Annotated in this window: 25 protein-coding genes; 7 read left to right on the top strand and 18 right to left on the bottom strand. The window is 55.5% G+C overall.

What is annotated here, in order from left to right:
- Window positions 1–596: 596 nt before the first annotated feature.
- The 9 genes from R3F07_14645 to R3F07_14685 form a co-directional block, all read right to left on the bottom strand.
- Entirely contained in the window at window positions 597–1685 is a 1089-nt protein-coding gene (locus tag R3F07_14645) for a DUF3644 domain-containing protein (protein ID MEZ5277615.1), read from the bottom strand.
- Window positions 1686–1792: 107 nt separating this feature from the next.
- Complete coding sequence (locus R3F07_14650) at window positions 1793–2089, bottom strand: hypothetical protein (GenBank protein ID MEZ5277616.1); 297 nt, start codon at window positions 2087–2089, stop codon at window positions 1793–1795.
- Between the two features lie 102 nt (window positions 2090–2191).
- Window positions 2192–2677 carry a hypothetical protein gene (locus R3F07_14655; GenBank protein ID MEZ5277617.1) on the bottom strand — a complete coding sequence of 162 codons (486 nt, stop codon included), beginning with the start codon at window positions 2675–2677 and terminating at the stop codon, window positions 2192–2194.
- A gap of 62 nt (window positions 2678–2739) precedes the next feature.
- Complete coding sequence (locus R3F07_14660; protein MEZ5277618.1) at window positions 2740–2946, bottom strand: DUF2283 domain-containing protein; 207 nt, start codon at window positions 2944–2946, stop codon at window positions 2740–2742.
- Window positions 2943–3188, bottom strand: a complete 246-nt coding sequence (locus tag R3F07_14665; GenBank protein MEZ5277619.1) for a hypothetical protein — start codon at window positions 3186–3188, stop codon at window positions 2943–2945. Before R3F07_14665 ends, R3F07_14660 begins: the two co-directional genes overlap by 4 nt.
- Before the next feature lie 22 nt (window positions 3189–3210).
- On the bottom strand, window positions 3211–3609 hold the full coding sequence (locus tag R3F07_14670; GenBank protein ID MEZ5277620.1) for a hypothetical protein: 399 nt from the start codon (window positions 3607–3609) through the stop codon (window positions 3211–3213).
- A gap of 75 nt (window positions 3610–3684) precedes the next feature.
- A complete protein-coding gene (locus R3F07_14675) occupies window positions 3685–3933 on the bottom strand; it encodes a hypothetical protein (protein MEZ5277621.1) in 249 nt (82 codons plus the stop codon).
- An 18-nt stretch (window positions 3934–3951) separates the two neighbouring features.
- Window positions 3952–4506, bottom strand: a complete 555-nt coding sequence (locus tag R3F07_14680; protein MEZ5277622.1) for a hypothetical protein — start codon at window positions 4504–4506, stop codon at window positions 3952–3954.
- Window positions 4507–4585: 79 nt separating this feature from the next.
- Complete coding sequence (locus R3F07_14685; protein ID MEZ5277623.1) at window positions 4586–4783, bottom strand: hypothetical protein; 198 nt, start codon at window positions 4781–4783, stop codon at window positions 4586–4588.
- 1034 nt (window positions 4784–5817) lie between these two features.
- Here R3F07_14685 and R3F07_14690 point away from each other — a divergent pair.
- Window positions 5818–6285 (top strand): DUF2721 domain-containing protein, encoded by a 468-nt coding sequence (locus R3F07_14690; GenBank protein MEZ5277624.1) that lies wholly within the window; start codon window positions 5818–5820, stop codon window positions 6283–6285.
- Entirely contained in the window at window positions 6273–6761 is a 489-nt protein-coding gene (locus R3F07_14695) for a DUF2721 domain-containing protein (GenBank protein ID MEZ5277625.1), read from the top strand. The genes R3F07_14690 and R3F07_14695 overlap by 13 nt, the downstream gene beginning before the upstream one ends.
- A 248-nt stretch (window positions 6762–7009) precedes the next feature.
- Here R3F07_14695 and R3F07_14700 read toward each other — a convergent pair whose 3' ends face one another.
- The 9 genes from R3F07_14700 to R3F07_14740 form a co-directional block, all read right to left on the bottom strand.
- A complete protein-coding gene (locus R3F07_14700) occupies window positions 7010–7219 on the bottom strand; it encodes a DNA polymerase (protein MEZ5277626.1) in 210 nt (69 codons plus the stop codon).
- A 146-nt stretch (window positions 7220–7365) separates the two neighbouring features.
- Window positions 7366–8961 carry an extracellular solute-binding protein gene (locus R3F07_14705; GenBank protein ID MEZ5277627.1) on the bottom strand — a complete coding sequence of 532 codons (1596 nt, stop codon included), beginning with the start codon at window positions 8959–8961 and terminating at the stop codon, window positions 7366–7368.
- Window positions 8958–9797: a hypothetical protein gene (locus R3F07_14710; protein ID MEZ5277628.1), complete on the bottom strand. Its 840-nt coding sequence runs from the start codon at window positions 9795–9797 to the stop codon at window positions 8958–8960. The genes R3F07_14705 and R3F07_14710 overlap by 4 nt, the downstream gene beginning before the upstream one ends.
- A gap of 91 nt (window positions 9798–9888) precedes the next feature.
- Window positions 9889–11295 (bottom strand): MFS transporter, encoded by a 1407-nt coding sequence (locus R3F07_14715; protein ID MEZ5277629.1) that lies wholly within the window; start codon window positions 11293–11295, stop codon window positions 9889–9891.
- 34 nt (window positions 11296–11329) lie between these two features.
- Window positions 11330–12208 (bottom strand): hypothetical protein, encoded by an 879-nt coding sequence (locus R3F07_14720; GenBank protein ID MEZ5277630.1) that lies wholly within the window; start codon window positions 12206–12208, stop codon window positions 11330–11332.
- Complete coding sequence (locus R3F07_14725; GenBank protein MEZ5277631.1) at window positions 12171–13727, bottom strand: glycerol-3-phosphate dehydrogenase/oxidase; 1557 nt, start codon at window positions 13725–13727, stop codon at window positions 12171–12173. Before R3F07_14725 ends, R3F07_14720 begins: the two co-directional genes overlap by 38 nt.
- Window positions 13728–13733: 6 nt before the next feature.
- Window positions 13734–15194 carry an FAD-dependent oxidoreductase gene (locus R3F07_14730; protein MEZ5277632.1) on the bottom strand — a complete coding sequence of 487 codons (1461 nt, stop codon included), beginning with the start codon at window positions 15192–15194 and terminating at the stop codon, window positions 13734–13736.
- Window positions 15195–15224: 30 nt separating this feature from the next.
- Window positions 15225–15956 (bottom strand): SDR family oxidoreductase, encoded by a 732-nt coding sequence (locus tag R3F07_14735; GenBank protein ID MEZ5277633.1) that lies wholly within the window; start codon window positions 15954–15956, stop codon window positions 15225–15227.
- An 11-nt stretch (window positions 15957–15967) separates the two neighbouring features.
- The gene (locus R3F07_14740; protein MEZ5277634.1) at window positions 15968–16777 is read right to left on the bottom strand and encodes an IclR family transcriptional regulator; all 810 of its coding nucleotides are present in this window, start codon (window positions 16775–16777) and stop codon (window positions 15968–15970) included.
- Window positions 16778–16948: 171 nt separating this feature from the next.
- Between R3F07_14740 and R3F07_14745 the strand changes: the two genes are divergently transcribed.
- From R3F07_14745 to R3F07_14765, 5 genes are all read left to right on the top strand, one after another.
- Window positions 16949–19126: a TonB-dependent siderophore receptor gene (locus R3F07_14745; protein ID MEZ5277635.1), complete on the top strand. Its 2178-nt coding sequence runs from the start codon at window positions 16949–16951 to the stop codon at window positions 19124–19126.
- Between the two features lie 209 nt (window positions 19127–19335).
- Window positions 19336–20751, top strand: coding sequence for a sulfatase (locus R3F07_14750; GenBank protein MEZ5277636.1), 1416 nt, complete (start codon window positions 19336–19338; stop codon window positions 20749–20751).
- A 638-nt stretch (window positions 20752–21389) separates the two neighbouring features.
- Window positions 21390–22196: an FGGY-family carbohydrate kinase gene (locus R3F07_14755; protein ID MEZ5277637.1), complete on the top strand. Its 807-nt coding sequence runs from the start codon at window positions 21390–21392 to the stop codon at window positions 22194–22196.
- On the top strand, window positions 22193–23635 hold the full coding sequence (locus tag R3F07_14760; GenBank protein ID MEZ5277638.1) for a sulfatase-like hydrolase/transferase: 1443 nt from the start codon (window positions 22193–22195) through the stop codon (window positions 23633–23635). The genes R3F07_14755 and R3F07_14760 overlap by 4 nt, the downstream gene beginning before the upstream one ends.
- Before the next feature lie 28 nt (window positions 23636–23663).
- On the top strand, window positions 23664–24035 hold the full coding sequence (locus R3F07_14765; GenBank protein MEZ5277639.1) for a hypothetical protein: 372 nt from the start codon (window positions 23664–23666) through the stop codon (window positions 24033–24035).
- The last annotated feature ends 20 nt before the right edge of the window (window positions 24036–24055 follow it).

Raw genomic sequence — 24055 nt, forward strand, 5'->3', positions numbered from 1 at the left:
GAGCTGAGGAGCAATGAAACAGACGAAAACCAGGATCCAATATTCCATTTCTGATCAACGCTTCAAGTGAGACGCGGAGACCGCGCAGCGGTCGGAGTTGTCTCAACTGGTTGGTTCGGCTCATTTCCCAGTGGCGCCGATTCAAATACTGCGGTGAAAAATCCCTCGTCAGTCCTAACATGACATTTCATTGAGAGCGGAAAGACACTACTGGACGAGAGATCAGTCGGACAAGGTTCCGACCACAAATCCCAGTGATGCCCTTCAATGAGGACAGTAGGCTGAACATAGTCCATGCCAGACGTATCTTGGGGAGAGCAATAGCCGACAACCTCCCTTCCGTCTGCAAGAGTGAACGCACTTTGGCAAAGATACCCTTTGCCATTTAGGTCGGCATCAGCGGCCACAATCGCTTTCACGTCGGGAGCAGCACGGACAAACTCGGTTCCGTCCTGATACCTGTGTTCCCAGACAAGACAGGTCATCAAATCAGACTCTGTCAGGCTCTCTAGCGGTTTCCAGATCATCTTGATTTGCCGAACGTCAAGCTCAGACGGCGTGCGCTTGCGCACGTTGTCTGCAGCGCTTTGTTCGGCTTATTTGATCAATTCAATAGAGTCGGGATTCTTTAGAAATGAAAGATACTCTTTGTCGTTTGATATCTTTTCAACTAATAGATCGATCCACTTCTTAGTGTATCCATAATTTCTATTTCTTTTGTCATAGATGCAATACATGCGATTGGTCTTTTCGGGTGTTTTGGATCCACTCTCCGGACGGGCCTTAAACCTCTTCCAGCATAGCGTATGTATTCCAGTGTTGAAACGATCTGCGATTTTGAAGCTAGCACGGCTGAAACCGTTGAAGCGCTTTATCTTTAAATCGCCAATTCTTCGTTGGACTTCTGAGACCACTTCACACGGATTGTATTGGTCAAGGTTCCCAACGGGAACCTCCTTTGTTTTGATCAATGTTGTTAGTTTGTTTACTTCGCCTCTTTGGTCTGTGCTTAAACTTTCATAATCCACGAATTTGATAGGTACTGCGTCTTTCGTGTTGTGGTTTCCAACTCGTATCAGGAAAGCTTTGAATGCGAATCTAGTGTCGGAGTACACGTCTCCAGAAAGAGAACTTCGGAAACTCGTAATAAAATCCACAACATCTTTTTCTTCAGGATTAGGGTTTTCCAAATCCATTGAATGGACCTTAGGGAAAATCTGAAGGCTAAACGAGAGCGATTCCTTTAGTGCTGATTTCTCTCCAAATTCCTTTGTCAAGATAGAGTCGAAATTCAGTAACAATGATTGGCATTCGCCAAATATCGTTGGATCAAGTTTAGGCATCGAACGATGCTCGATTTTGTTTCTTAGGGGAATAAAAAAGGAAATATTGGACCTTATGGCTGAGTTCTCATCGCCAAAGTACTCTTTGATGCAGGTTGCCAGCTCCCAGTAGCGAAAGTCGTTTTCTCGTTTGTCGTATCTTCCGTTTTCAAGTTTATAGAAGGGCTTGATTCTCTTCTTGAAGAAGATGGCATGAAACAATGAAGTCCATGCGATTGACATCATGGTTATGTAGCCAGCTGTTTTGAATGTTACAGCAGGCTTGTTGTAAAATTCAACAGCGAGAAGAGCAGAGTCGCGTGACTTTGCCAGATGCTCTTTGGCTCGGTGTGCGTATTTCATTTTCTTTGCCGAACGTTTGAGGTCAGGTGCGGAGTGCGGCGCAGCTGCACGGAGTTACCTGAACCGACTTGTTGGGTATTTTCATAACGGAGCTATTCAGCCTCAAATCAGGGGTTGTGTTTCGAATAAAGCGCATGGGCTAACCCAGATTTACGGTGAGGGCGGGCTGCGGGATCGTAGACATCGAGACCGAAGAACACGAGCGTTCGGTTGAGTTTCGAGTCTTGGTAATAACCTTTCTTAATCTTGGCGATCTCGTCCACGAGTGAGTCAATCGCATCAGCATAGGACGAAACCGTAACAGGTGACCCAATACTCGAAGCCCGATCATAGACCCAACCCTCCAACGCATTAAGGAGTTCCGGCTTCAGTGCAGCAGACGCGCAAATCTCTTTTTCAACCAACCGATCTCGGATCATACGCGTGCACGCTGACCGCACTCTTCGATTGATTCTCAACCACCCGAACATCCTGGTTAGCAGACTCAGCATTTTCTCACCCAACGTTCAGAGGTCAGGCGCGGCGGCCTTAGCCGTCGTTGCCTGCACCGGGTTGTTCGATTTGATTTCCTGAATCCTTTCAAAGTGAATCTTGAGACCTTGATGGACCAACACAATCCCTCTATCGGATAGCTCAAAAACCCAGCCATCAAAGTGATCCGGGCCTTCAAGTATCTCGAATCCCTCGCTCTTGATTCGGCTCTCAGACCGCTCTCGGATCGCCCATGAACGGCGCTGCTCAATTTCGGGCCAGAAGAACTCTATGCTGTCAGAGGAAATAGTAACTTCAATGCCCTTGCACACTCCGACAAAAAGAGCAGTCCCCAGCCCACTGAAACCTTCTCGGATCGTCTCCGAATCTTTACGAACTGAATCCTCAAGGGGTTGATTTTGCTCGTAGTCATAGATCCAGACCCCGAGGAAAGGATCCTTATCTGAGGCGGAAAGGGAGATAGTAACGGCAAGTAGTGAGAGTGTGCGCAACGTTTTCATCGAACGCTAAAGGTCAGATACGGAGACCCGCGCAGCGGGATGGAGTTGTCTGCACCGTCTGGTTATGCGCTTTGCTTTGGAAGGCGCTCAAACGCAAAATCCAGGATGTTCGCCTTTTCGCCAGCGTGCTCGATGGTCATCGAAACCAAGTTTCCGTTCCCATCGAGATCAAGGTAGACGTTTTCAGAAACCTCCCGCGTCTCCACAACTGGTTGGGTTGTGAACTCGATATGCGCTGTGTCTGTATCCTCAAAATAGTTTACTTTCATTCCAATCCCTTCTTTTGGAAACGTCTGTCGAAGAATGCGTTGTGAACCGTCTCACCATCCGGAAGCAGAATCACACGCAAGAACCTACCCTCTTCCTCCACCCATGTCCACCTCCGGATTCGCCCGTCGGACTGGACCTCTTCTTCGACCGGATGCTCGATCGCATGGACGATCCATGCTTCCTTGATTCCGGCTCGATCAGGCCGCTGTCGGGCGTATTCGAAGTATTGCGTGGTCTTCATTCTCTAGGCATAACGTTTGAGGTCAGACAGGCCGACTTGTCGGCCTTGTCTGCACCGGCTGGTTGGGCTTTTCGAATCGCTCCGTCCAACTCCGGATCACGACGCTAAATGAGGCGAACGCTTCCTCCGAAGCCTCAATCTTCAGGTGGTGACGGCTTCCAGAATTCACGACCTGGAGGTTCAGATACTTCTTGGGGTCGCCCAGCTGTGTCTCAACTCCGCGAAATAAAACGACGTCTTCGTCCGGCGATTTCTTCGGGAACGGGTGAAGCGAAACCGCCTGCTGGATGCGAATGAAAGTCGGCTCATCCAATCTCAACTCGCGATAAATCGCTTCGCCATGAACAGCCTCTTCGACGTGAACGAGATTTTCGCCCTCACGTCGTTCGAACCGTCGGATGATGATCGGATGCGGAGTCATGTTTGCCCAACGTCTAAAACTGAGACAGCCCGTCAGGGATTGTCTCAAGTGGCTTGTTGGGTTCATTTCTTGTCACTACTCAGAGGAGTTGGGGGCTTTCTCATCAGAGGTCGGATGTGCTTCAGCCTGACTCTCTTTCCCTCGATTTGATTGAATCTGAACGATCACAGCCCATGGGAATACTAATAATGCGATGGACCAATGCAACCAGAGGCCCATGGCCAAAACAGAAAAGCCAACGACTGGAAACAGCACAAACAGCCAGAATCGCTTGTTCCAGTCCCAGGTATTATTCTTCAAGTTCTTCTGAATCTCTACGAACATTTCGATTCACCCAACGTTTCAAGAGGAGGTGCGGCTGCAAGCCGTTACCTCACTCGTTTTGTTGGGCTCTATTTCATTTTTCGCACGTCGCTCAATTATGTCGAGAAACTGTAACATCTGCTTGAGTCGATCACACTGCTCAAGGTGCTGGTGATAGTCTAAATCGAATGATGGATTGTCGATCCACACATCTCTTGAACTACCCGGTACAATCACCGTGAAATAGTACGTCACACCATCGAATGGGCGAAGAATGACCAACTCATCCTCTTTCTTTTCTCCGGGCAGAGTGACCGACAGTGATCGCAGTATGTCAGAATCCGTCTGAGTGAAACTAAGCTCCTCGACCAGCTCTCGGAATGCAGAGGCCTCTTCCCCTGCCAAGTCAGTCGACCATTTCCTTTGTCCTTCCGAAAACACCACCGTCAAACCCTTCTTTGTTTCGGCGATTTGCCATTTGGCTAAGGTGGATCCCGTGAGGGCTGACTCGCACCGAGCGGAATAGATCTCACTTGCCGAAGTACAGAAAGAAGCTGTCAGTGCTGTGACTATCACCGATATTAGGGATTTCATCGGCCCAACGTTCAAAACTGAGGTGCGCCGTCAGGCGTTACCTCAAGTGGTTTGTTCGATTCATTCTTGAGGCAGACAGTCAAAAGAACATGGTTGAATCCTCTTCTGTTTTTTCAAGGTCTATCATCGTATGTAGACTACCGGTCCACCAACCATTCGCCTTTCCAAAATCCTCTTCGACCTTGAGACCTGCGGTGAACCATCGGATTGTTTCATCGGGCTGAATCGTAACAGTGTAGCGCGCAAATTCGGTAGTTTCGCCGGGATGCAAGACCATTGGATCAAATCGTAACGGTGAGGGAATGATACGCCTGTTGGCGATCCTATGCTCTCCTACGATGTAAGAAACTCCTCGTTGATCCATTCCCTCTGACCAACAACAGGGGGACCCATCGTATGATCGTGTTGGGATAGTAACGTCTTTGTTGCCAACGTTGGTCACAGTGATTAAGAACATGAATACGGTGTCCACTTCGTCAAGGGGGCTTGGTCTGGTAGAATAGTCTACATCGAGAACGAGAAACTCGTCATCGATTGTTGTTGAAGCACCTACCCGCTGCGTACTTTCGTTAGCTCCTTCGGGGTCTGAGCATCCGAACGTCAATAGTACGAACGTAGTAATCAATATGCGAAATCCATTCATATCGAACAGTGTTATTGAGCGTAACTCAGTTACGCATATCAGGAAATCCCAACTTGTTTCGCAGGCTGGCGAGATCGAAGAATTGGTATTTCATAACCCCTTTTAGAAGAAAACATTAAAGCAGTCCAACTCAAATCCTGCGCTTCTGGGTTTCGCATTTCGGGCAACTTACCAATTCCCAAAAACCGTAACTCCACTTCCCAAAATCTCAAGAAGGGCTTCGGCACGGTGGTTGGCCCTCACTGGGCTTCAACTCCATCTTCCGATTCGACGTCGCGCCAGCGGGGCGAATGGCAAGCTCGTCGATGGCAACGCCGACTGACTTTGCCAGGGGAAAACTCCAGGGCGACGATTGTTGGCCGAAGGGCTCGGTCGCTTCCTGCGGTAAGCTATTCGCACGTGTCCTCGGAAGCGACCGAGCCCTTCGGGCGTCGTCTCGGGAAGCGGACACCAAAACGGACACCAAACCGCTCGAATAGGTAGTTCGGGAGTAGACGGAGTTTAGGCTTGGTTCCCTATGAAAATCTGGCAATTTGGGGTAGCAACTGACGCGAAATCTGGCCGATTCCGGCCCGCGCCTCCACGTTTTCGTTTGCGCGGGGCGTTCGTGCGGCACGCTTGCCTTCGGGCTCGACGGGGTCATCATCCCGACATCCTCGCCTGCTCGTATGCACCTGACTCTGGAATCCGCCATTGCCTTCATCAATGCCTCGCTGGCGCCCGCTGTTCTCTTCACCGGGGTGGGGCTGCTGCTGGCGGGGCTGCAGGCCAAGTACAGCACGATTGTCTCGGTCATCCGGTCCCTCAACCGGGAAAGGCGCGAACTCGAGTCCGCAGCCGAAGGGGCCAGGTCGGAGCGATTGGCGACCCTCGGCGAGCAGATCCACTCGCTGATGCGGCGGGCCAAGCTGGTCCGCAATTCGATCTGCTCCTTCTACCTGACCATCTTCTTCCTGGTCGGTTCGTCCATCCTGATCGGATTGCGCGTGCTGGCCATCGGGGTCCCCATCGCGGTCATCTTCGTGTTTTTCGGGGTGGCCCTGGCCGTGCTCTTTGCGGGGATCGCCTTTGCGACCCGGGAGGCGCTCCTTTCCTATCACATCGTGAAAGTGGAGGTGAAACAGTGGACAGCCTAGGCGACAATTTCCTGGTCGACTTCGCGACCATCCTCACCCCGTTCATGTTGATGAGTTCGTGCGCCACCCTCGTCTGGGGCATCCAGAACCGATACAGCCGGGTGGTTCAGTCGATTCGGGCGCTCTCCGAGGAACGTCGTTCCTCACGGCGCTCCGATGAACACTTTGTCTTGGGAAGGCAGATCGAGATCCTCCGCCGCCGGGCCCGCTGGCTGCGCAATGGGGTGTTCGGACATTACCTGGCCATGGGCTGTTTTCTGATCACTTCGATTCTGCTCTCACTGACCCTCTTTACTTCGTGGGTGCCCGCGGCGGCCGTGGTGATCGCTTTCTTCACCGGTCTGGTCCTTGTCTGCTGGACAGTCGGTAACACCATCTTCGATACGATGAAGAGTTTTGACGCGGTCGGCGAGGAGTTGAAGGAGCGGGTGCTGGCGCGGGTGGTTTATCGGGGGCATGCCGGCGTCGAGTCGTGAGGCGGGTTTGGGGGATTGAGTTGCCCGCGAATCTTCACGAATCGGCATGAATGGATAGAGGGAGGACGTGGCGAGCAAAGCCCCTGCAGTTGATGGAGGCTTTGGAGACAAGGATCTGTAGCCTCGATCCGGAGCTGCCTGGACAGGAATCGAGGCATAAAGCCTCTCCTACCCAACCCGTCAGATCATGCATGTCCGTCCGCCCCAAAAAAACTGGAGCGATACCAGACCGGGTATACCTGAATCGCTCAATGCGCTTCCAGCCAGTTCTTTCCGGTGCCGGTTTCGACCACGATGGGAACGGGGAGTTCGAGGGCATGAACCATCGCTTCGGTGATGAGGGGCTTCACTTGGTCCACTTCGCTCTCGGGCACTTCGAAGACCAGTTCGTCGTGGACCTGAAGAAGGAGGCGGGCCTGCAGGCCGGCCTGGCGGAGGCTTTTCCGGACTAGCAGCATGGCGGCCTCTATTTCTTGAAGGGTGCGAATGCGGCACAATTCACGACGTTCGCTTCCATTATGGTTGGACGAGTCTGCCAAATATGGGTCAGGTCTGCACCGGAATCTGGAATTTCGACCTCATATGAGTGATGACTCGGGTGCAATCAGGGCGGAAGTGGGGATGGGTTATTTGACGATCGAAGCATCCATTCGATCTGCATACCATCCTGTTCTCGTGAAACTTGAGCATCGAGGATGGCGTTGAGGCGCGAGGACTCCTTTCCCCCGCGGTAGAATTCCGCTATGACAATCGTATCGCTGCGTTCGCTTGTTTGTCTTTGTCTTCGGAGATAATTGCGAAGGTCCTCCATTGTGGACACCCGATAGGGATCCATCTGTTCGCGGGCAAAGCTGACGGCGGTTGCGCCCGGAGCAAACAGCTTGTTGACGTTGCGCTGAAACCACGAGTTTGTTTCGGCTCCGGCGATGATTTGGAAGCCGCCCACCGGTCCCGAGTCGTTGGGCATGAATGTGAGTAGAGCCTTGTCATCCGGAAGGACGCCGACTGTGGCGGAGAGTGTCTTGGACGTCTCTGCAAACTGCTTTGCCATTGATTGACCAGACAGAAAGCGCAGAAAATCAATCGCGACATCCGGATGCCTGCTGGACCGGACCACGCCGAAGATGCCATTGAGCTGGCCGTCGAGTTCGTTGCGGTGAGCGGCTGCCGTGGTAGGGAACTCGGGATCCCGTTCGTCTGGAATGGGAAGAGGTCCCACGACAAAAGGGAAGTTGCATTCCTGCTGAAGCAGATAGTAGTCCCAGCTTCCGGTCACCATGGCGAGCGCACGGCGCTGGCTGAAATACATCGCGGCATCTTCGCGGCGGAGTTGAAGAAATCCCGGCTGCATCCAGCGGCCCATCATCTGGTAGATCCTAAGTGACTCGATGATCGGGGGTGAATCCAGGCTCCACGCACCGGCGACATACGAGGCACCGACACGGCTCGCATCGACCCGGAGCAAGTCTTGAACATCGAGTTTGCGTGCAATCTGGGTTGTCATAGCCTGCTGCAGATTCAGGGCGAGATACAGGCCGTAGTCTCCGGATCCTGCAATCGGCAGTATTGTTTGGTTGGTGCTGACGGCATAGGCTTCGGTCTTCTCGGCGATCCGACGGAATTCCGCAAAAGATTCAGGAGGCCTGCGTGATCCGCTCACGGTCTCAAGCAGATCCGCGTTGTAAAACATCCGCAGGTTCATCTGCATGGTCGGGATGCCGAAAATCTCCTGCAGGGACGGGTAAAGGATGTTAGTGCCGGTCAGACCGTCGAGAAAGGTGTTTCTCCAGGCAAGGCCCGCCAAGGGAGTCCCTACATTATAGGGATTCGGCTCCTCCACGAGGGCGGCGAGCGGGAGAAAGTAGCGCGAAACGATTTCGTCATTCGTTCCGCGGCCCAACTGAACGATGTCCGGCGCCGTTTCGCCGACCAGCTGGGTTTGCTGCCAGGTTGGCCAGACCCGCAAGGGTATTGCCATCTGTTCGATGCGGACCCCTGGGTGGTCCGCCTCGTACTGTGCGATGATCGAATCGTAGGCCTCGCGCATGCCGGCCTGCAGGTTCCAGTGGGCGAAGCGGACGACAATGCCTGAGTCGGAAGGGAATACGGTATTGTCACGGTTGAGAATTCGCCAGCCTGCGAGTGCGTAGATACTCGCGAGGATCAGGACTCCGAAGATTGTGGGTTTCCATCTTTTCATTTTGGCTGCTCTCCGCTGATCCGCTCCAGTTCCTTCCGTGCGGTCCAGGCTCGGACATCCCGCGGGTTTTCTTTGAGAAAGAGCCGAAGGAAACGAATTGCGTCATCCTTTGCTCCGCAATCGATGGAGAGGAGAGCAGCGCTGATCGCGGTGTCGGCGCGACCACGATCGCTGCGGATCCCGTGGTGGAGAGCCATCTTGAGGTGAGCCAAAGCATCGGATTTTGGTTGATCGAATGCCAGGCAGGCCCGGCCGACGACAAGATGGAATTGAGCGCGGGCGGAAGGGGTCAGCAGGTAGGCAGCTCGTGATTCTGCAGTCGCCACGCGCGTCGCGGCGGGATCGGTGGCGTCCGGCGCGTAAAGGTCGAGCATCACCAGATTCAAGATGGCAAGTTGAGCAAGAGGATGAGGTGAACGAAGCTCGGCCAGGGCGGTGAAGTGGCGACGGGCGGTCTCCAAATCCGCTGGCTGTTGATGAATGGCTGCGATGCGGCCGAGAAGGTAGGTGGCAGCGATTCCGATATCATCGCGTGAATTCTGATCTTCCAGCGCCATTAACGTATGGACTGCCGCTGTCAGGTTTCTCCTGGTCTTGGGTTGTGCGTTGATCAGTGAAGCCGCCTCTCCGAGCGCGGCTTCTCGATCTTTAGGATTCAATTCGCTGAGGTTTGAGAATGCCTCACGTGCTTCGTTGAACTTATATTCGGCAGCGAGTTTCCATTCCTCCATCCTTGTGGAACCTGAATCCGCACCCAAAGTCGCGCGGACCGCAGCAAATACGAAGACTGCAGAAACGGCGAACGGGCGAGGTGGGAGGTTCTTCCGGAATTTCACGCAGAATTCTCCTCCTGAAAGTGGGCCAGAAGTTTTGGCGGCGCTCCGTATGACGATTGTGAGAATGCGGTTGGTGAAGACCGTCGGCAAGTCAGATGTTTTGCGTCCTGCATTCGATGAGACGAACCTGGATCTGTTCAATGCATTGCTTTGTCAGAGGGTAATTGCGCAGGAGTATCAATCCCAGAAAGGTGCCAACGGCAGGAATGATGCAGAACAGAAGACGCATCCAGAGCACGGTTCCAGGTGGCTGGTCGGCTCCGAGATTCGCATCAAATCCGGTGACGCTGAGAACGAGACCGGCGAAGATGAAAGAGAGCGAAATGCCCATCTTGGTGATCCAGGCATTGGCTGCAGAGATGAGTCCCTCCCTTCGTCGTCCATTCAATGACTCATCGTAGTCAACAATATCTGCGGTCATCGAGTTGACTAGTACGAGATAGGCGGCCAGACCAGGTGCCTGCAGCAGAGCTGTCGTAAGTTGGAGGTAGGGGAGAGTCGGCGTGTAGAGCACAAATTTGAGCACAGCTGAAAATGAAACCATGCCGAGCGCGATCATCATCGTCCGATGTTTGCCGACACGGTGTGCGACCCACATGACACCTGGTATGGAGAACATAGCGATTACATTAAAGGTTGTTCCCCAGATTCCCATCATTGTGGCGGCTGCAACTTTGTTCCCGCCAAAGACGTGGTAAATATTGATGTATAGACCTAGGCTGGAGACAGTGGAGAGTGAGGTCATGGTGACTAGGCATGCGGCGGAAAACCTTAGCAGCACGCGGTTGCTCAACACGACCTTCATGGCCTTATGGAAAGGCTCGCGGTCCCGGATTACTGCGGCGGTATTGCCCCGAGGTGGCTCCTTGAGCAGCAGAGCCGGGATGAGGCAGGCAATGATGATAATGGAACCGCATATACAGCCGACAACGCGGGCGCCTTGCAGAACGTCCTGAAATACCGCAAGTTGCGTCAATGGATAGAGCCAGCCGCCGCCGAATCCTACGATCTTGTTGGCCACCCCGACATAGCCGAAAAGGCTTGTGCGCTCCTCATAGGAGCCCGCCATTTCGATCCCGAGTGCATTCCACGGGACACCGAATAGCGTCAAGCCGGTATAGAATGCGAGAATGGCGAAGAGAAAGTATCCGAAGTAGAATGACTGGTCTGCTTCGCGCGGCAGCCACCACATGGCGGCGAAACTCACGCCCATCAGGATCGCTCCCGCAATCATGAACGGACGCCGCCGACCCCAGCGGGTCTCCGCATTATCGGAAATATTGCCCACCAGCGGATCGGTCACGGCATCCCACAGCCGCGCAGTCGCAAGAATGATTCCGATCAGAACCGGGTTCATCCCGAGCGCCAGATTGAAAATCGGATTGGCCAAGTAGTGCGGTGCGGTGTTGGCGAATTGCTGTAGTCCTCCGCCGATCGAGAATACGAGCTTGTCCCGCAACGTTACGGCGGGCGGGATGTCAGGCGAAGGGGCAGGCATCCGGGATAATCGAAGGTTCGGGATAGTCGCGAGTTCAGGCGCCTGTTTGGTATATGGCCATCGCACGTTCCGCGTCAGCGCCGTCGTGTATCATGGCCATGAAGGCGGCGACGATACGGGCTGGGTTCGGATGCTGGTAGATGTTGCGGCCATAGACGAGACCATGCGCACCCTGGGCCAGGAAGGCCGCAGCTTCCTGAAACACGGTTTCGAGCGGTTTCTTCCCCCCCCCACGCACCAGGACTGGGCAACGAGCGGACTGGACAACTTCGTGATAATCTTCCGCACGATCAGTTGGGTCCGCCTTGATAACGTCTGCGCCGAGTTCTCGGGCTTGGCGGACAAGAGGGACGATCAGCTCTTTGTTCCCGTCAACCTGATAACCGCCTTTCTCTTCGTTCGACTTGAGGACGAGCGGCTCGATCATGAGCGGCATGCCGTAGGTGTCGCAGACGGCGCGAAGTCGGGCTGCGTTCAGTGCAGTCTGGCGATGGAGGTCTGGTTCACCGGGCATGAGCAGGAGATTGCAGACCACACAGGCGGCATCCATTTTGAGGGCTCCGATGATCGGCTCGTCCCAGTGCGCAAGTTGGTTGAACATGACACGGTGGGTCTTGTTGTTATAGAGATTGCCGACGTCTGTCCGGAGCACGAGGGCCGGCTTGCGCGCCCCGGGAATCGACTGCAGGACGTCAGCTTGACCGATATTCATCTGCATCGCGTCGGGGCCGGCGTCGACCAGAGACCGAACAACGGCGGGCATGTCTTCCAGACCCGCAAGAAACGAGTGCTCGTTGAAGACTCCATGGTCTATGGCGACGTCGAGGCATCGACCGTCAGCGCCGAGGAAGCGATTGAGGCGTACTTTGTGGGCGTTATACATGGGAAGTTGCGGTTTCAAGGTTGATGCCATGGCGATTAACCAGAATCCTGCGGGTGCGGGATTCCTCGGCCGCGATCTGGCTGGGATCCCAACGGAGAGTCTCGCCCGCGAGTTGTGCGAGTGCGGACAATCGCTCAGTGGTCAGGCGTTCGTAGAGGCCGATCGCTGTCCGTCGGAGGAGCAGATCATCGAGGTGAACGACGGCTTCGTTGCGGAGAATGACACGGAGAGTATTGTCATCGCTGGTGATGGAATTCGGTTCTCCCTCAATCGGTCGGTCGGAAGTGGAAGCGGTGCGTTCTCGTCCGAGGTCGGCAAGCACCCGGTCTGTCACCTGTTCGGCGAAAGCCCGGAAGGTGGTCCATTTGCCGCCGATCATCGCGTGAATCGGCCAGGGCCGTCCGGCTTCTATCGGAAGTGAGCGGCAGGAGTGGTCTCGGCTTATCCGGCCGGTGATACCATCCTCGGCGGCTGGGAGAGGACGCACGCCGCAGAAACGCGAGATGATGTGTTCGCGACCGAGGTGCAGTTTGGGAAACACCGTCCGCACACTCTCGAGCATGTAGTCCACTTCCTGCTCATCGCAGATCGCTTCATCCGGATTGGTGACGCGGATGTCGGTGGAGCCAACGAGGATCCGGTTGTTGACGGGAAAGAAAATGCAGATGCGGCCATCGGGGTTTTCGTAGAAGATCTGTTCACCTCGGCATGCGGCCAGTAATTCCGGATGGTCGAGAACTAGATGCGAGCCCTTGGTCCCGCCGATCCAGCGTGTGGGGGTTCCCAATGCGGTATTTGCAAAGTCGATCCATCCGCCCGTTGCGTTCACCACCACTTTGGGTCGTATGCAGAACGGGGATCCTGAGATGGTATCTTTAATTGCGACGGCAGTCTCGTCTCGTCCCGAGAGTGTGCAGTAATTCAGAGCCCGGGCACCCGGATGGGTGGCACACGCGTCGGCGATCAGTTCCAGGCAAAGCCTTTCGGGCAGTTCGACCTGCGCATCGTGGTAGGTGGCCGTGCAGACAATTGCAGGATTCAAGAGTGGTCGGAGGCGGAGCGATTCTTTGCGGTCCTTGAAAACGTGCTTGGGCAGGACGCGCCTCCGGGAGGTCAGCACATCATATAGAGTCAGACCAACTTTTATCAGGGCCGCTCCCCGAGCAGCGGGCGGCGACCTCAGCCCGAAGAAGCGCCTGGCTGCATTGCCGAAGCCGGACCAACGGGAGAACACGGGGATGGTCGTCGGAAGGGGCCTGACCGAGTGTGGCGCCAATCGGAGCAGTCGGTCCCGCTCGCGCAACGATTCACGTACAAGGCGAAACTCACCGTTTTCGAGGTAGCGCAGTCCACCGTGAATCATCCGTGAGGAAGCGGCGGTCGCGCCAGCAGCAAAATCTGCTTTGTCGATGAGGAGGGCATCTACGCCGTTCACAGCCAACTCTCGGAGCATCCCCGCTCCGTTGATTCCGCCGCCAACGATCAGTACATCGACACTGGGATTGACGCCCAGTGAGGAGAAGACCTGTTGCCGATCTGGCAGGTTCATTTGCGTTCAGTCCGTCTCCCGATGGAGATAGGCCAAAAGCTCAGGCGAGCGTGGCCATGACAACTCGACATGCTGGGCCGCAAGGGAGCTGCGGAGGGTATCAGGGGAGACGGCGGCGAACGAACACAGGCTGTTCTTCTTGGCGAGGGCGGCCGCAGTGCCGGCGGCCTGACCAAGTTGCATCATGGTTCGCGAGAGTCGGCAACTTGATGCCGCGATTGAGGAGAAACTGGAGCCTCGGCAGGCAACAGCGAGGTTTTCGATCTCGACTGGAAGCAGGCAGCGGAACGGCACGCCGTAGGGCTGTTTGACTTCGCCTGTACCGGCGCGTCCGGTGTCTGCGCCGTGGGTGTCGCGCGCGTGATCGGCGATCGTTACGATATCGTCGTGGCTCTGGTCGCTGAGCCCAGCGATCAGGTCGTGTTCAGTCAGGACGTAGCGCCCAACTAGTCTCGGGCCCTCGCGGACGCCGAGTCCTGGCGCGACCCAAGTCATGCGGAAATGCTGGAATTCCGGAAAGGAAGTCTGAAGATAATGCCAATGGGAGCGAATTCTCCGGCGGCACTCGTCGTAGGCGCTGGCGTAGCCGAGTTTGGCTGTTTCGCGTCCCGCCATCGTGGGCAGGGAATTGATGTTGAAATCACCGTTCGGATACTGAGTACAGGCTGCGGCGGGGAACTTTTCCGCCCACCAGCAATCCTTTGGGATATCCGACGGCATCGGCTCGATTTGCGGCGTGCTCGTTCGGGTGACCCGGTAGATGAGCGTCGTACCGTTGAGCCGATCGTTCGGCTCAAATGGTGCGCTCGGTTCACTATAGAGTGAGCGCGGTTCCTGACCGAACGAAGTCCGGCATCCGAGTTGCCGCGCCAGGTGTATGTCAGCTGTCGCATCAACGAACAAGCCCGCGGAGACGGTCTGCCCGTTATCAAGTTTCAGCGAAACGATGCGCCGTTCGTGTGCCTGCGCCTCCGTGAATGCAGTGTTCTTCCAGATTGTGCAGCAACAGGTCTCGCCGAGCATTTTCTCCATTTCTGCGGCGTAGATCGACGGTTCGAAAGGGACTCCATGCCAATGAGTGCGGCGAAACGACTCCGCTTCCGACCGGGGTGGCGCACCGAAACGGCGGAGAGAGTCGATATAGCGACGAGTCGGGTCGATCACTAATTCACCTCCGGGGAACTTGGGGTTCACTTCGGGACCCTGCCACGCGAAGTGCCGTCCGATCGTGTAGATGCCGACTGAGTCCGGAGTTAATTTCAGGCGTTTGTAGAGATCGAAAGGGATTCCGGTCCCTCCAACACCGGGCTCCCAATTGTTGACCCCACCGCGCGTGGCATTGCCGCCGAGTGAATCGCTTTTCTCCACGAGAAGCACTCGCGAACCCAAGCGAGCGGCGGCCAGGGCAGCGCCAAATCCGCCTGAACCGGCACCAACGACGACCAGATCAAAAGCGCGATGAGACACAAGACGAGTGGGTTTGTCGCTGCAGTGGAATCACAGCGGATTCACTTCCTGGACCATGGGCCAGAGTATTGTTTCTTCCACGCAGAGGTGTGAAGGCAGAAGAGTGTGCTCCCTAACTAGCCGTCCAAGTTCCGCGGGTTTGATGCACTTTGCCAGTGTGGCGGGATCCTGCCGTTCGATGCCTGCCGCGTCGGTGAACTCAGTCGCCCCCCAGGATGGCGAGATGGTCATGACGCGAATTCCGTGGGGTCTGAGTTCGAGGTAAAGCGATTTCGAGAAATGGTTCAAGCCGGCCTTGGCGGCTCCGTAGATTCCCCAGGTCGGCCAGGCATGGTGGCCGGCAACGCTGGAAATATTGATGATGGTTCCGGAATTCTGACTTCGCATGATGGGTACGACCCGACGACAGCCGTAGATGACTCCGGTAAGATTCAAAGCGATGACCCCAGCAATACTGTCATCGGTTTGCTCGTCGGTTGCCGCGATCTTCACCCCGCCTCCAGCGTTGTTGATCAAAATGTCGAGTCGACCAGTGTCCTGAATTATTAGTCTGAGAATCTCATCCCAGTCGCTGGGGCAGGTCACATCGGCACGAACGGCGACGACTCCCAACCGGGATGCAGCGGAATCCAGAGCTTTCTGGTCCCGTCCGGTTACGTAGACGCTTGCGCCCGCTTCCTGGAGGGCCTCCGCGATTCCAAATCCGTAACCCTTGGTGCCTCCGGTGACGAGGGCAGTTTTTCCTTTCAGATCAGTCGACATGGTTTTCTAGATCACTTGGGGTTGTAGCCAAAACGCGCAGAGATTCTTTCCGCCGCCGCAAGGACCTTCGCGCCAACCAGCGGAAGCATGCTCTCTGTGAGTCTGAAGCTCGGGCCGGTTACCCAGATCGATGCGATTGGGTAGCCTCGATGGTTGAAGATTGGCGCGCCAGCACAATGAAGGCCATCTATCTGCTCACCCCGATCGAATGCTTGGCTTGTCGCCTGGACGTTGAGCAGTTCGGCCTCGAGCTTCTCGCGGGAGTCCAGAGTCCGATCATTGAATCTTTCGTAACATATCCGGCCAAGAAGAACGTCGCGCTCGTGTGGCGGCAGGAAAGCCAGGAACGCCTTGCCGGGGGCCGAGGTGTGGAGTGGAAAGCTGTGACCCGGGTCAACGAGGAATTTGACCGGCTGGGTTGAAGCAACCTGTTCCAGGACAATCCCTCTGTTCTCAGATCGCACACCGATCAGGACGGTCTCCCCGGTGTCATCGCGGAGAGTCTGCATGACGTCCAGAGCCAGTTCCATCAGCTTGTCTTCGCCGGCGGCCGCATAGGCAAGTCCCAGAAGCTTCCTGGTGATACGGTAGCGGATGCCGTCCGCTTCTTTGGTGACATAGCCCTCGCATTCGAGAGTTCCGAGGATGCGGAAAGCGCTATTTGCCGGGAGATCGAGAGATTCTGCGACCTGACTCATGCGGAGACCATCGGGGTGACGGGCAAGCAGCTCGAGAATGCGGAGTCCGCGTTCCAGTGCCGGTGACTGAAATCTCTGAGCTGGAGAATGGGCTCGGTTTGAGGAGGAGGTTTTGGCTTTCATCTTCTGTAGGTAGAATAAATTCTCGATAGAACGTCAAGAATTACTTGACACCTAGAAAACAGTTCTACATGTAGAACATCACCCGAAGCCTTCTTAGCAAGGATTCCTCAGGGTAAACCCAACCCAGAGATTCGACGCAGCCCGCAATTAACCCCCAATAAACTCAGATTCATGAGAAATCCGGCCTCCAAAAAAATATCTCGCTGTCCGTTCGCCGCTGTGACAGCACTCGCAGTGTTCGCAATTTCGCTCGCGGCCAACTCAACCGATGCGCAGACGACTTCCGAGGTCAAGGCGGTCACTTCTGGTCAGGAAGACGAGGTCGTCGTCTTGAGCCCTTTCAACGTGGATGAAAACGCGTCGGACGGATACACCTCAACCGAGGGTGTCACCGCTTCGCGGTTCAATCAAAAGCTCAAGGACATTCCGCAGACGATCATCGTACTCAGCAACGAATTTATCAAGGACGTCGGAGCAACGGATCTGTCCGATGTCATGCCCCTGATTGGAGGAAGAGTTACCGGCGGGACCCGCCAGCAGGATGCGTTTGCGATTCGCGGATTCAGCGTGAATGAGACTTGGATTGATGGGACGCGTGATGTTGTCGAATGGGGTGGTGGCGATTTTATCCACGTCCAGCAACTGGAGGTCATCAAGGGACCTGCCACCAACCTTTACGGAAATCCCAAGGGCTTGGGCGGCATCATCAATCGCATTTCCAAACTTCCCAAACAGGATCCGTATTATCAGGTCAGCGCCTCTGTGGGGAGTTACGACAGCTATCATGTCACTGCGGATCTCACCAGCCCTCTAAACAAGGACAAGACATTGGCCTACCGGCTTACAGCAGCTTATAGGGACGAGGGGAGTTTTCGCGATCTTCAGGACAGCTCACGCCTGTTTGTCGCTCCCGTACTCCAATGGAGACCTTCCACCCAGACGACAGTCACGTTTTTCGGTGAGTTTATGCGAGAGGAACATCGCGAGGATAATTTCATACCCGCTGCGTTGAATGCGACAACGGGCGAACGTGAGATCACGGTGCCAATCAGCCGTTCGATCGACGAACCCTGGGCGAATTCTACGATCGAGAAGGAAAAAGCAAGGCTCATCGTCGAGCAAAAGCTCAACGACAATCTGACCGCGCGTTTTTCGGGCTTCGTGAGCTTTATCAATAACCCGATCGAGCAAGTGGAGTTCCTGTCACTTTCCCCCGATAATCGGACTGTCAATCGGCGCGCGTTTTGGCTCAATCGTTGGCAAGATTACTACTTCGGAGAGTGTAGTCTATACGGCAACTGGGAGACTGGGGATTTGCGGCATTCACTCATCGTCTCCGCCGATTACTTCGACAACCCTGGGCGCGTCAACGTCAGACGAGTCGCACTTGGTACGATTGATTTGCTAGATCCCGTATATAGCGACCAGAAGCCGGATTTTCCACCCTCTTCTGCAGTTACCAACACGAAACTACAGAACAGCCAGTATGGTTTCTCGACGACGTATCAGCTGAAGGCGTTTCAGGATCGATTGCTTCTCATTGGTGGATGGCGCCATGATCAGGTGGATGGAGTCTCCACGATTGAGCTTGGTCAACCTCCCTTTAGGGAGACCGAGACATCCGATACTGCGGACTCGCCGCGCTTCGGTGTCATGGTGCGACCGACGAAAAGTGCCTCACTTTACTATCAGTATAGTGAGACATTTCAACCCCAAGGCGGCGGAGCGCTTCGGGTCGACGGTTCACGATTGGATCCAGTCACTGGATCGTCGTCTGAGTACGGACTGAAACTCTCGTTCCTTGAGGAGCACCTGCAAGCGTCGCTTGCCCTGTTCAAAGTTGAGGCGAGCGGCATCGCGTTGAGGCTTCCTCCGCCGGATAATTCCTTCTTCGAGAATGGAGGAACAACGACGTCGACCGGCGAAGAACTCAACATCACCTACAATGATGACCGACTCACTTTGATGGCGGGATGGGTCCATCAGAATGTGCGAGACACAACAAGTGGTGCTGATGGTCCTCAATTGGCGGGCGAGGCAGAGAACCAGGGGCAGCTTTTCGCCCGTTATCGATGGCCGATCAACGATTTCGGAGGTCTGACCGTGGGCGGAGGTGTCGTCTTCACTGGTGAACGTCCATTGACTACGGCGGAGAACTCCCAAGTGTTCACTGCCAGCGAGGTGTATACCTTAAGCATCGGATACGGGATCGCCAAGGGCCTTTCCGCTTCCCTCGTGGTGAGAAACGTCTTTGATGACGACTATTTCGCGGCCAGTAACGGAAATGGAACAACCTGGCGTCCTGGTGAACCTCGGACAATCAGCTTTACCGTGACCAAGACGTGGTAGAATTGTCCGGGAATTATATCGTCAGCCCCAACTCGACAACTGGGTGCGGATTTGTGAGGTTTCCACTCTGCGGCAGTTTTCGCAAGAGACTGGCGGCTAGGACATTTTGCCCGTCTGGAGCGGTGCCTGGCGAGTGTCATCGAGATAGTTCATTCGACAGACGGATCCGAAAGACAACAACACAATTGAGCGTCAGATTACCGAGATTCATGACCGTCTTTGTGTTCGGAGTCGTGTTGGTGTTCGCAGGCATTGTTGGAGCAGGAGCGGAGAACCCGCGGCCGAATGTATTGTTTGTCGTTTTTGATGACTTGAATGACTGGGTTGGCGCCTTGGGTGATCGTCAGGTGAAAACTCCCAATCTCGACGCGTTCGCTAAAAAGGGCGTGCTGTTTACCAACGCGCATTGTGTTGCATCGGTCTGCAATCCGTCGCGGGTTGCCATTCTCACGGGGTTGCGACCGGAAACTACCGGCGTATTCAGCCAGGGTCAACGCTTGAGGGATTTGCTACCCGGGGTGGTAACCCTTCCCGACTGGTTCAGGAAGCACGGCTATCTTGCGGTAGGAGTCGGTAAGGTCTTCGACATACCGGACCCGGCATCGTGGGACGATTACTTTTTCTGGGATCCAGGGGCGATGGAGTCCGAAGGAGTAGAGCGGTATTATGAACCCCCGGCACCTCAACCGTTGGTCCGTCCTGCCACCGATCTTTCACGCAAGTATGGTGCCAACATCGATTTTGCTCCCCTAGACGAAGCGGAGTCGGCAATGCCTGATCATCAGGTGGTTGATCTCGCCCGGAAATTCCTGTGGGAGAGCCATGACAAACCGTTCTTCCTGGCTGTTGGGATCCACAAACCGCATCTGCCTTGGTTTACGCCGCGACGTTATTTCGAACAGTATCCGTTGACGGCTGTCGAGCCGCCGGAACTAATCGAGTCCGATCTGGCGGACGTGCCGGACTACGGGAAGAGAATCGCCCTTTCGAAGGCGGGTTCGTCATTTACGCCTTTTTCAGTCGTCGAAGAGACGGGACTGTGGAAGGCTTGGATCCAGGCTTACCTTGCGTCCGTTACATTTGCTGATGCCCAATTCGGGAGATTGATGGAAGCTCTTCGTGAAGGGCCGAACGTTGCTAACACGGTGATCGTCGTGTGCAGTGACCACGGCTTTCACCATGGTGAAAAAGAACACCTTCACAAGTACACACTTTGGGAGCGCTCGACCCACGTTCCCCTGATGATTTCCGCGCGGAATGTGGGGTCCGAAGGTGTCCGGATTCAGCAGCCGGTGAGCCTGCTTGATCTGTTTCCCACGTTGATCGATCTTTGCCGAATAGATGCTCCTGGCGACGTTGCGATAGAGGGGCATTCCTTGATCGGGTTGCTAGAGGACCCCACGAGAAACTGGCCGTATGCCGCTGTTACGAGCCTCGATCGAGGGAGTGCCAGTGTTCGCACGGCGAAATGGCGATATATACGATACGCCGATGGTGGAGAGGAGCTTTACGACCATACAAACGACCCACATGAGTGGGTGAACTTGGTTGATCGCCCGGAGAGTCAATCCATTATCGTTGAATTGGCAAAGCATCTGCCCGCCAGCAAGCTAACCCCGCCCTAATGAAAAACGGTTGAAGCTCAATGTCTTCACCACCGAAAGGAGGCGCACCGAGGCGTCCAAGCCCGCGGAGCCAAAAGAGGTTTCTTCTTGGTGTAGATATCGGCAGTACGGTGGTCAAGGCTGTTCTGTTCGGCTATCGTGGGCAGGTGATCTCCCAGTCGATCAGGTCAGTGGCCGTGATGAGACCGAAGCCCGAGTGGGTTGAGCGAGACGCGGGGACAACGTGGGATTCGGCCGCCGCAGTCATCCGGACGGTGACTCGCGAGCATGCAGGGCAGGTCGCTGCTATCGGGGTGACTGGTTGTGGGAACGGTGCCGTTTTCCTCGATGGAAATGGTCAGCCAGTTCGCGCAGGAATTCTTTCCAGCGATACGCGGGCTGCTCAATTTGTGGCAGGATCAAGTGACGCGCTGGGACAAACGCCCTATCCCGGACAGTTGTCCGCGCTTCTTTCGTGGTATAGGGCGACCGAGTCATCTCAGATGGTGCGCTCGCTTACTTGCGCCGTATTCTGGAAAGATTGGGTGCGATTCAGGCTGACGGACGAGCTGTGCAGCGACTTCACGGACATGGGAGCAGCAGGACTGCTGAAATTCCCGATGCTTCAGCTGCGAACAGAGGATCAAGCGCTTCCGCCGATGCGTCGGAGCCTCGATCAGGCTGGTTGTATAACTTCCGATTCGGCGAGGCGCACAGGACTTCCTCCTGGAACGCCGGTTTACACCGGTTGCATTGATTGTGAGGCTGCTGCGATCGGAAGTGGTGTGCGCGACCCAGGGGAAGTATCTGTTGTTGCGGGCACTTGGTCGATTAATCAGGCTTTCATTAAGCGGGTGCCGAGGGTGGGCGGTCATTTCCTCGTTAATCCGTCGGCTGAACCTGGGCGATGGCTTGTGCTCGAGGGGAGTCCGAGCTCGGCGGCCAATTTCGATTGGGCCCTCCGGACTTTCGGAGGCAAAGCAGCGGATATCACGGAAGCTGTGCGGAAGACGCGCCACTCGCAATTGATCTTTATGCCGCAGGTTCCATCTGGAAAAGGCGCTTTCGTCGGGTTGAGTTCGGTTCACACCCGGCACGACTTGTATCGAGCGGTGATGGAAGGCGTGGTCCATGCACACCGCAGGCACCTCGAACGACTTGCGCGAAGTGCTGGACCAATTTCGCGCGTGACGCTCGGCGGAGGTGCGGCGCGAAACACCGTCTGGTGCCGGCTTTTCGCTGATGGTCTGGGCATTCAGGTTGATGTGCCACGGGTCGAAGAAACCGGTGCCCTCGGAGCGGCCATGTGCGCCGGCGTCGGATGTGGTCTATTTCCGTCCCTCAGGGAAGCGCAACTCGCCATGTCTTCCCCCAAACGCACCTTTCTGCCGGATCCCAAGCGCCATGAAGAGACTAGTGGGGATTACGAGCGATACCTTTCACTTTGCGAATCCATTCAGCCATGACCCGATACGTAACTGTTGTCTTTCTCCTCGTAGTCCATCTGGCGTTTGCAGCCGATCGCCCCAACATTCTTTTCATCCTAGCCGATGATTTGGGCTGGGGTGATCTCGGATGCTATGGGCATCCCCAGGCCCAGACCCCGAACCTCGACCATCTTGCAGAGCGGGGCACGCGCTTCACCCAATTCTATGTCGGGGCACCCGTATGCTCGCCCAGCCGGGCTGCCTTTCTCACCGGTGAATTTCCGTCTCGTGAGGGCATTCATGGCCATTTCGGGTCCATTACTCAGAATGCCGAGCGGGCGATGCCGCAGTTTCTCGACCCGACGCGACCGCAGATTGCAGGAGAGTTGAAACGTGCCGGATACGCCACTGCTCACATCGGAAAGTGGCATCTAAGAAACAATGTTGCGCCGCTTTATGGAGGCGAGCCTCCGGATGATCGCGGCCAGGGCCCCAACCCGCGCGCCTATGGCTTCGACTTCGTCGGCAGCGCCGAGCCCTTTGGAGGCGCCGGACCTCCGGACGATCCCTACTACCGCGCTCGGTCCTCGCGAGTATTTGTTGACGAGGCCATCGGTTTTATCCGGGAACACCGCGATGAGCCCTTCTATGTGCAGCTTTGGGCCCTGCTCCCTCACGCCCGGCTCAATCCTTTTCCGTCGCAACTCAGGTCCTACGAGCATCTCCAGCCGGGAAAGGATTTTCCGTTTTCCAGCGCTGCCTCGATCTACCTCGCGTCAGTAACCGATCTCGATACGCAGATTGGGCGTTTGCTTTCCGAAGTCGATGCGCTCGGACTCGCGGAGAATACGATCATCGTCTTCACGAGCGATAATGGACCCGAAGACATCCATGTGCTTAACGCCGGCCACAGTGGTGTTGGCAGCACGGGACCGTTCCGTGGACGCAAACGCAGTCTCTATGAAGGCGGAATCCGAATGCCTTTGATCGTGCGCTGGCCGGGGCATGTGCCAGCAGGTCGTGTTGATGGCACGTCCGTCCTCGGTTCCGTTGATTTCCGACCCACTTTTGCCGGGTTGGCCGGCGTGAAGTTGTCCGAAGGTCGCATCAAAGATGGCGAAGATATTTCGGATATCCTTGCTGGTTCGGTCCGGCCACGAGCTAAGCCGTTATTGTGGGAGTGGCGGTTTTCAATCATCGGCGACGCGGTGCACCACAGTCCGCGCCTTGCCATTCGCGATGGCGAATGGAAGCTCCTTCTCAACCCTGACCGCAGTCGCGTCGAATTGTATTCGATTCCCGATGACCCGACGGAGTTGAATAACCTTGCCCGTGATCGGCCCGATGTAGTGGAGCGCCTTTCCGCCATCGCGGTGTCGTGGAGCGAGTCACTGCCCGCAGGGCCGGCCGATCCCGAGGCGGGATCGCTCCCGTCCGCGTGGTCTGGGATCAAGCCACCAGCGGTTCCAGACCTTTGAATCTCAATTTCTTACCTAGATGTCGGGCATGAGCAAATCGGCATCCTTGCTTGCCCTGTACTTTGCATGTGTCGCCGCGCATGCCACCACGGTCTTTGGGGTCGCGCCTGACCCTCGCGACGATGTGCCCACCACGCAGGACCGTCCGTTCGCGACGTTCACCTTGGCGAAGTCCGCCCTTCGAGAGCACGCGAGACAGGGCCTGAAGGACGACGTAGTGGTTTGGCTTCGCGGCGGCCATCGTCTGTCGGAAACGCTGGAGCTGACGCCCAGGGATCTGAGAGACGGTCGCTACATGTTGACCGTTTCCGTTTCAATGGGAGCGAGTGCAATCATCGGCTTTTCACATGGTGTCTATCCTGATGAATGGTGCGATAATTCCGAATTCGCCAGCAACTAGGTGGTGGGCGGGATGAATCA

Source organism: Opitutaceae bacterium (genome assembly GCA_041395105.1).
GTDB lineage: Bacteria > Verrucomicrobiota > Verrucomicrobiia > Opitutales > Opitutaceae > B12-G4.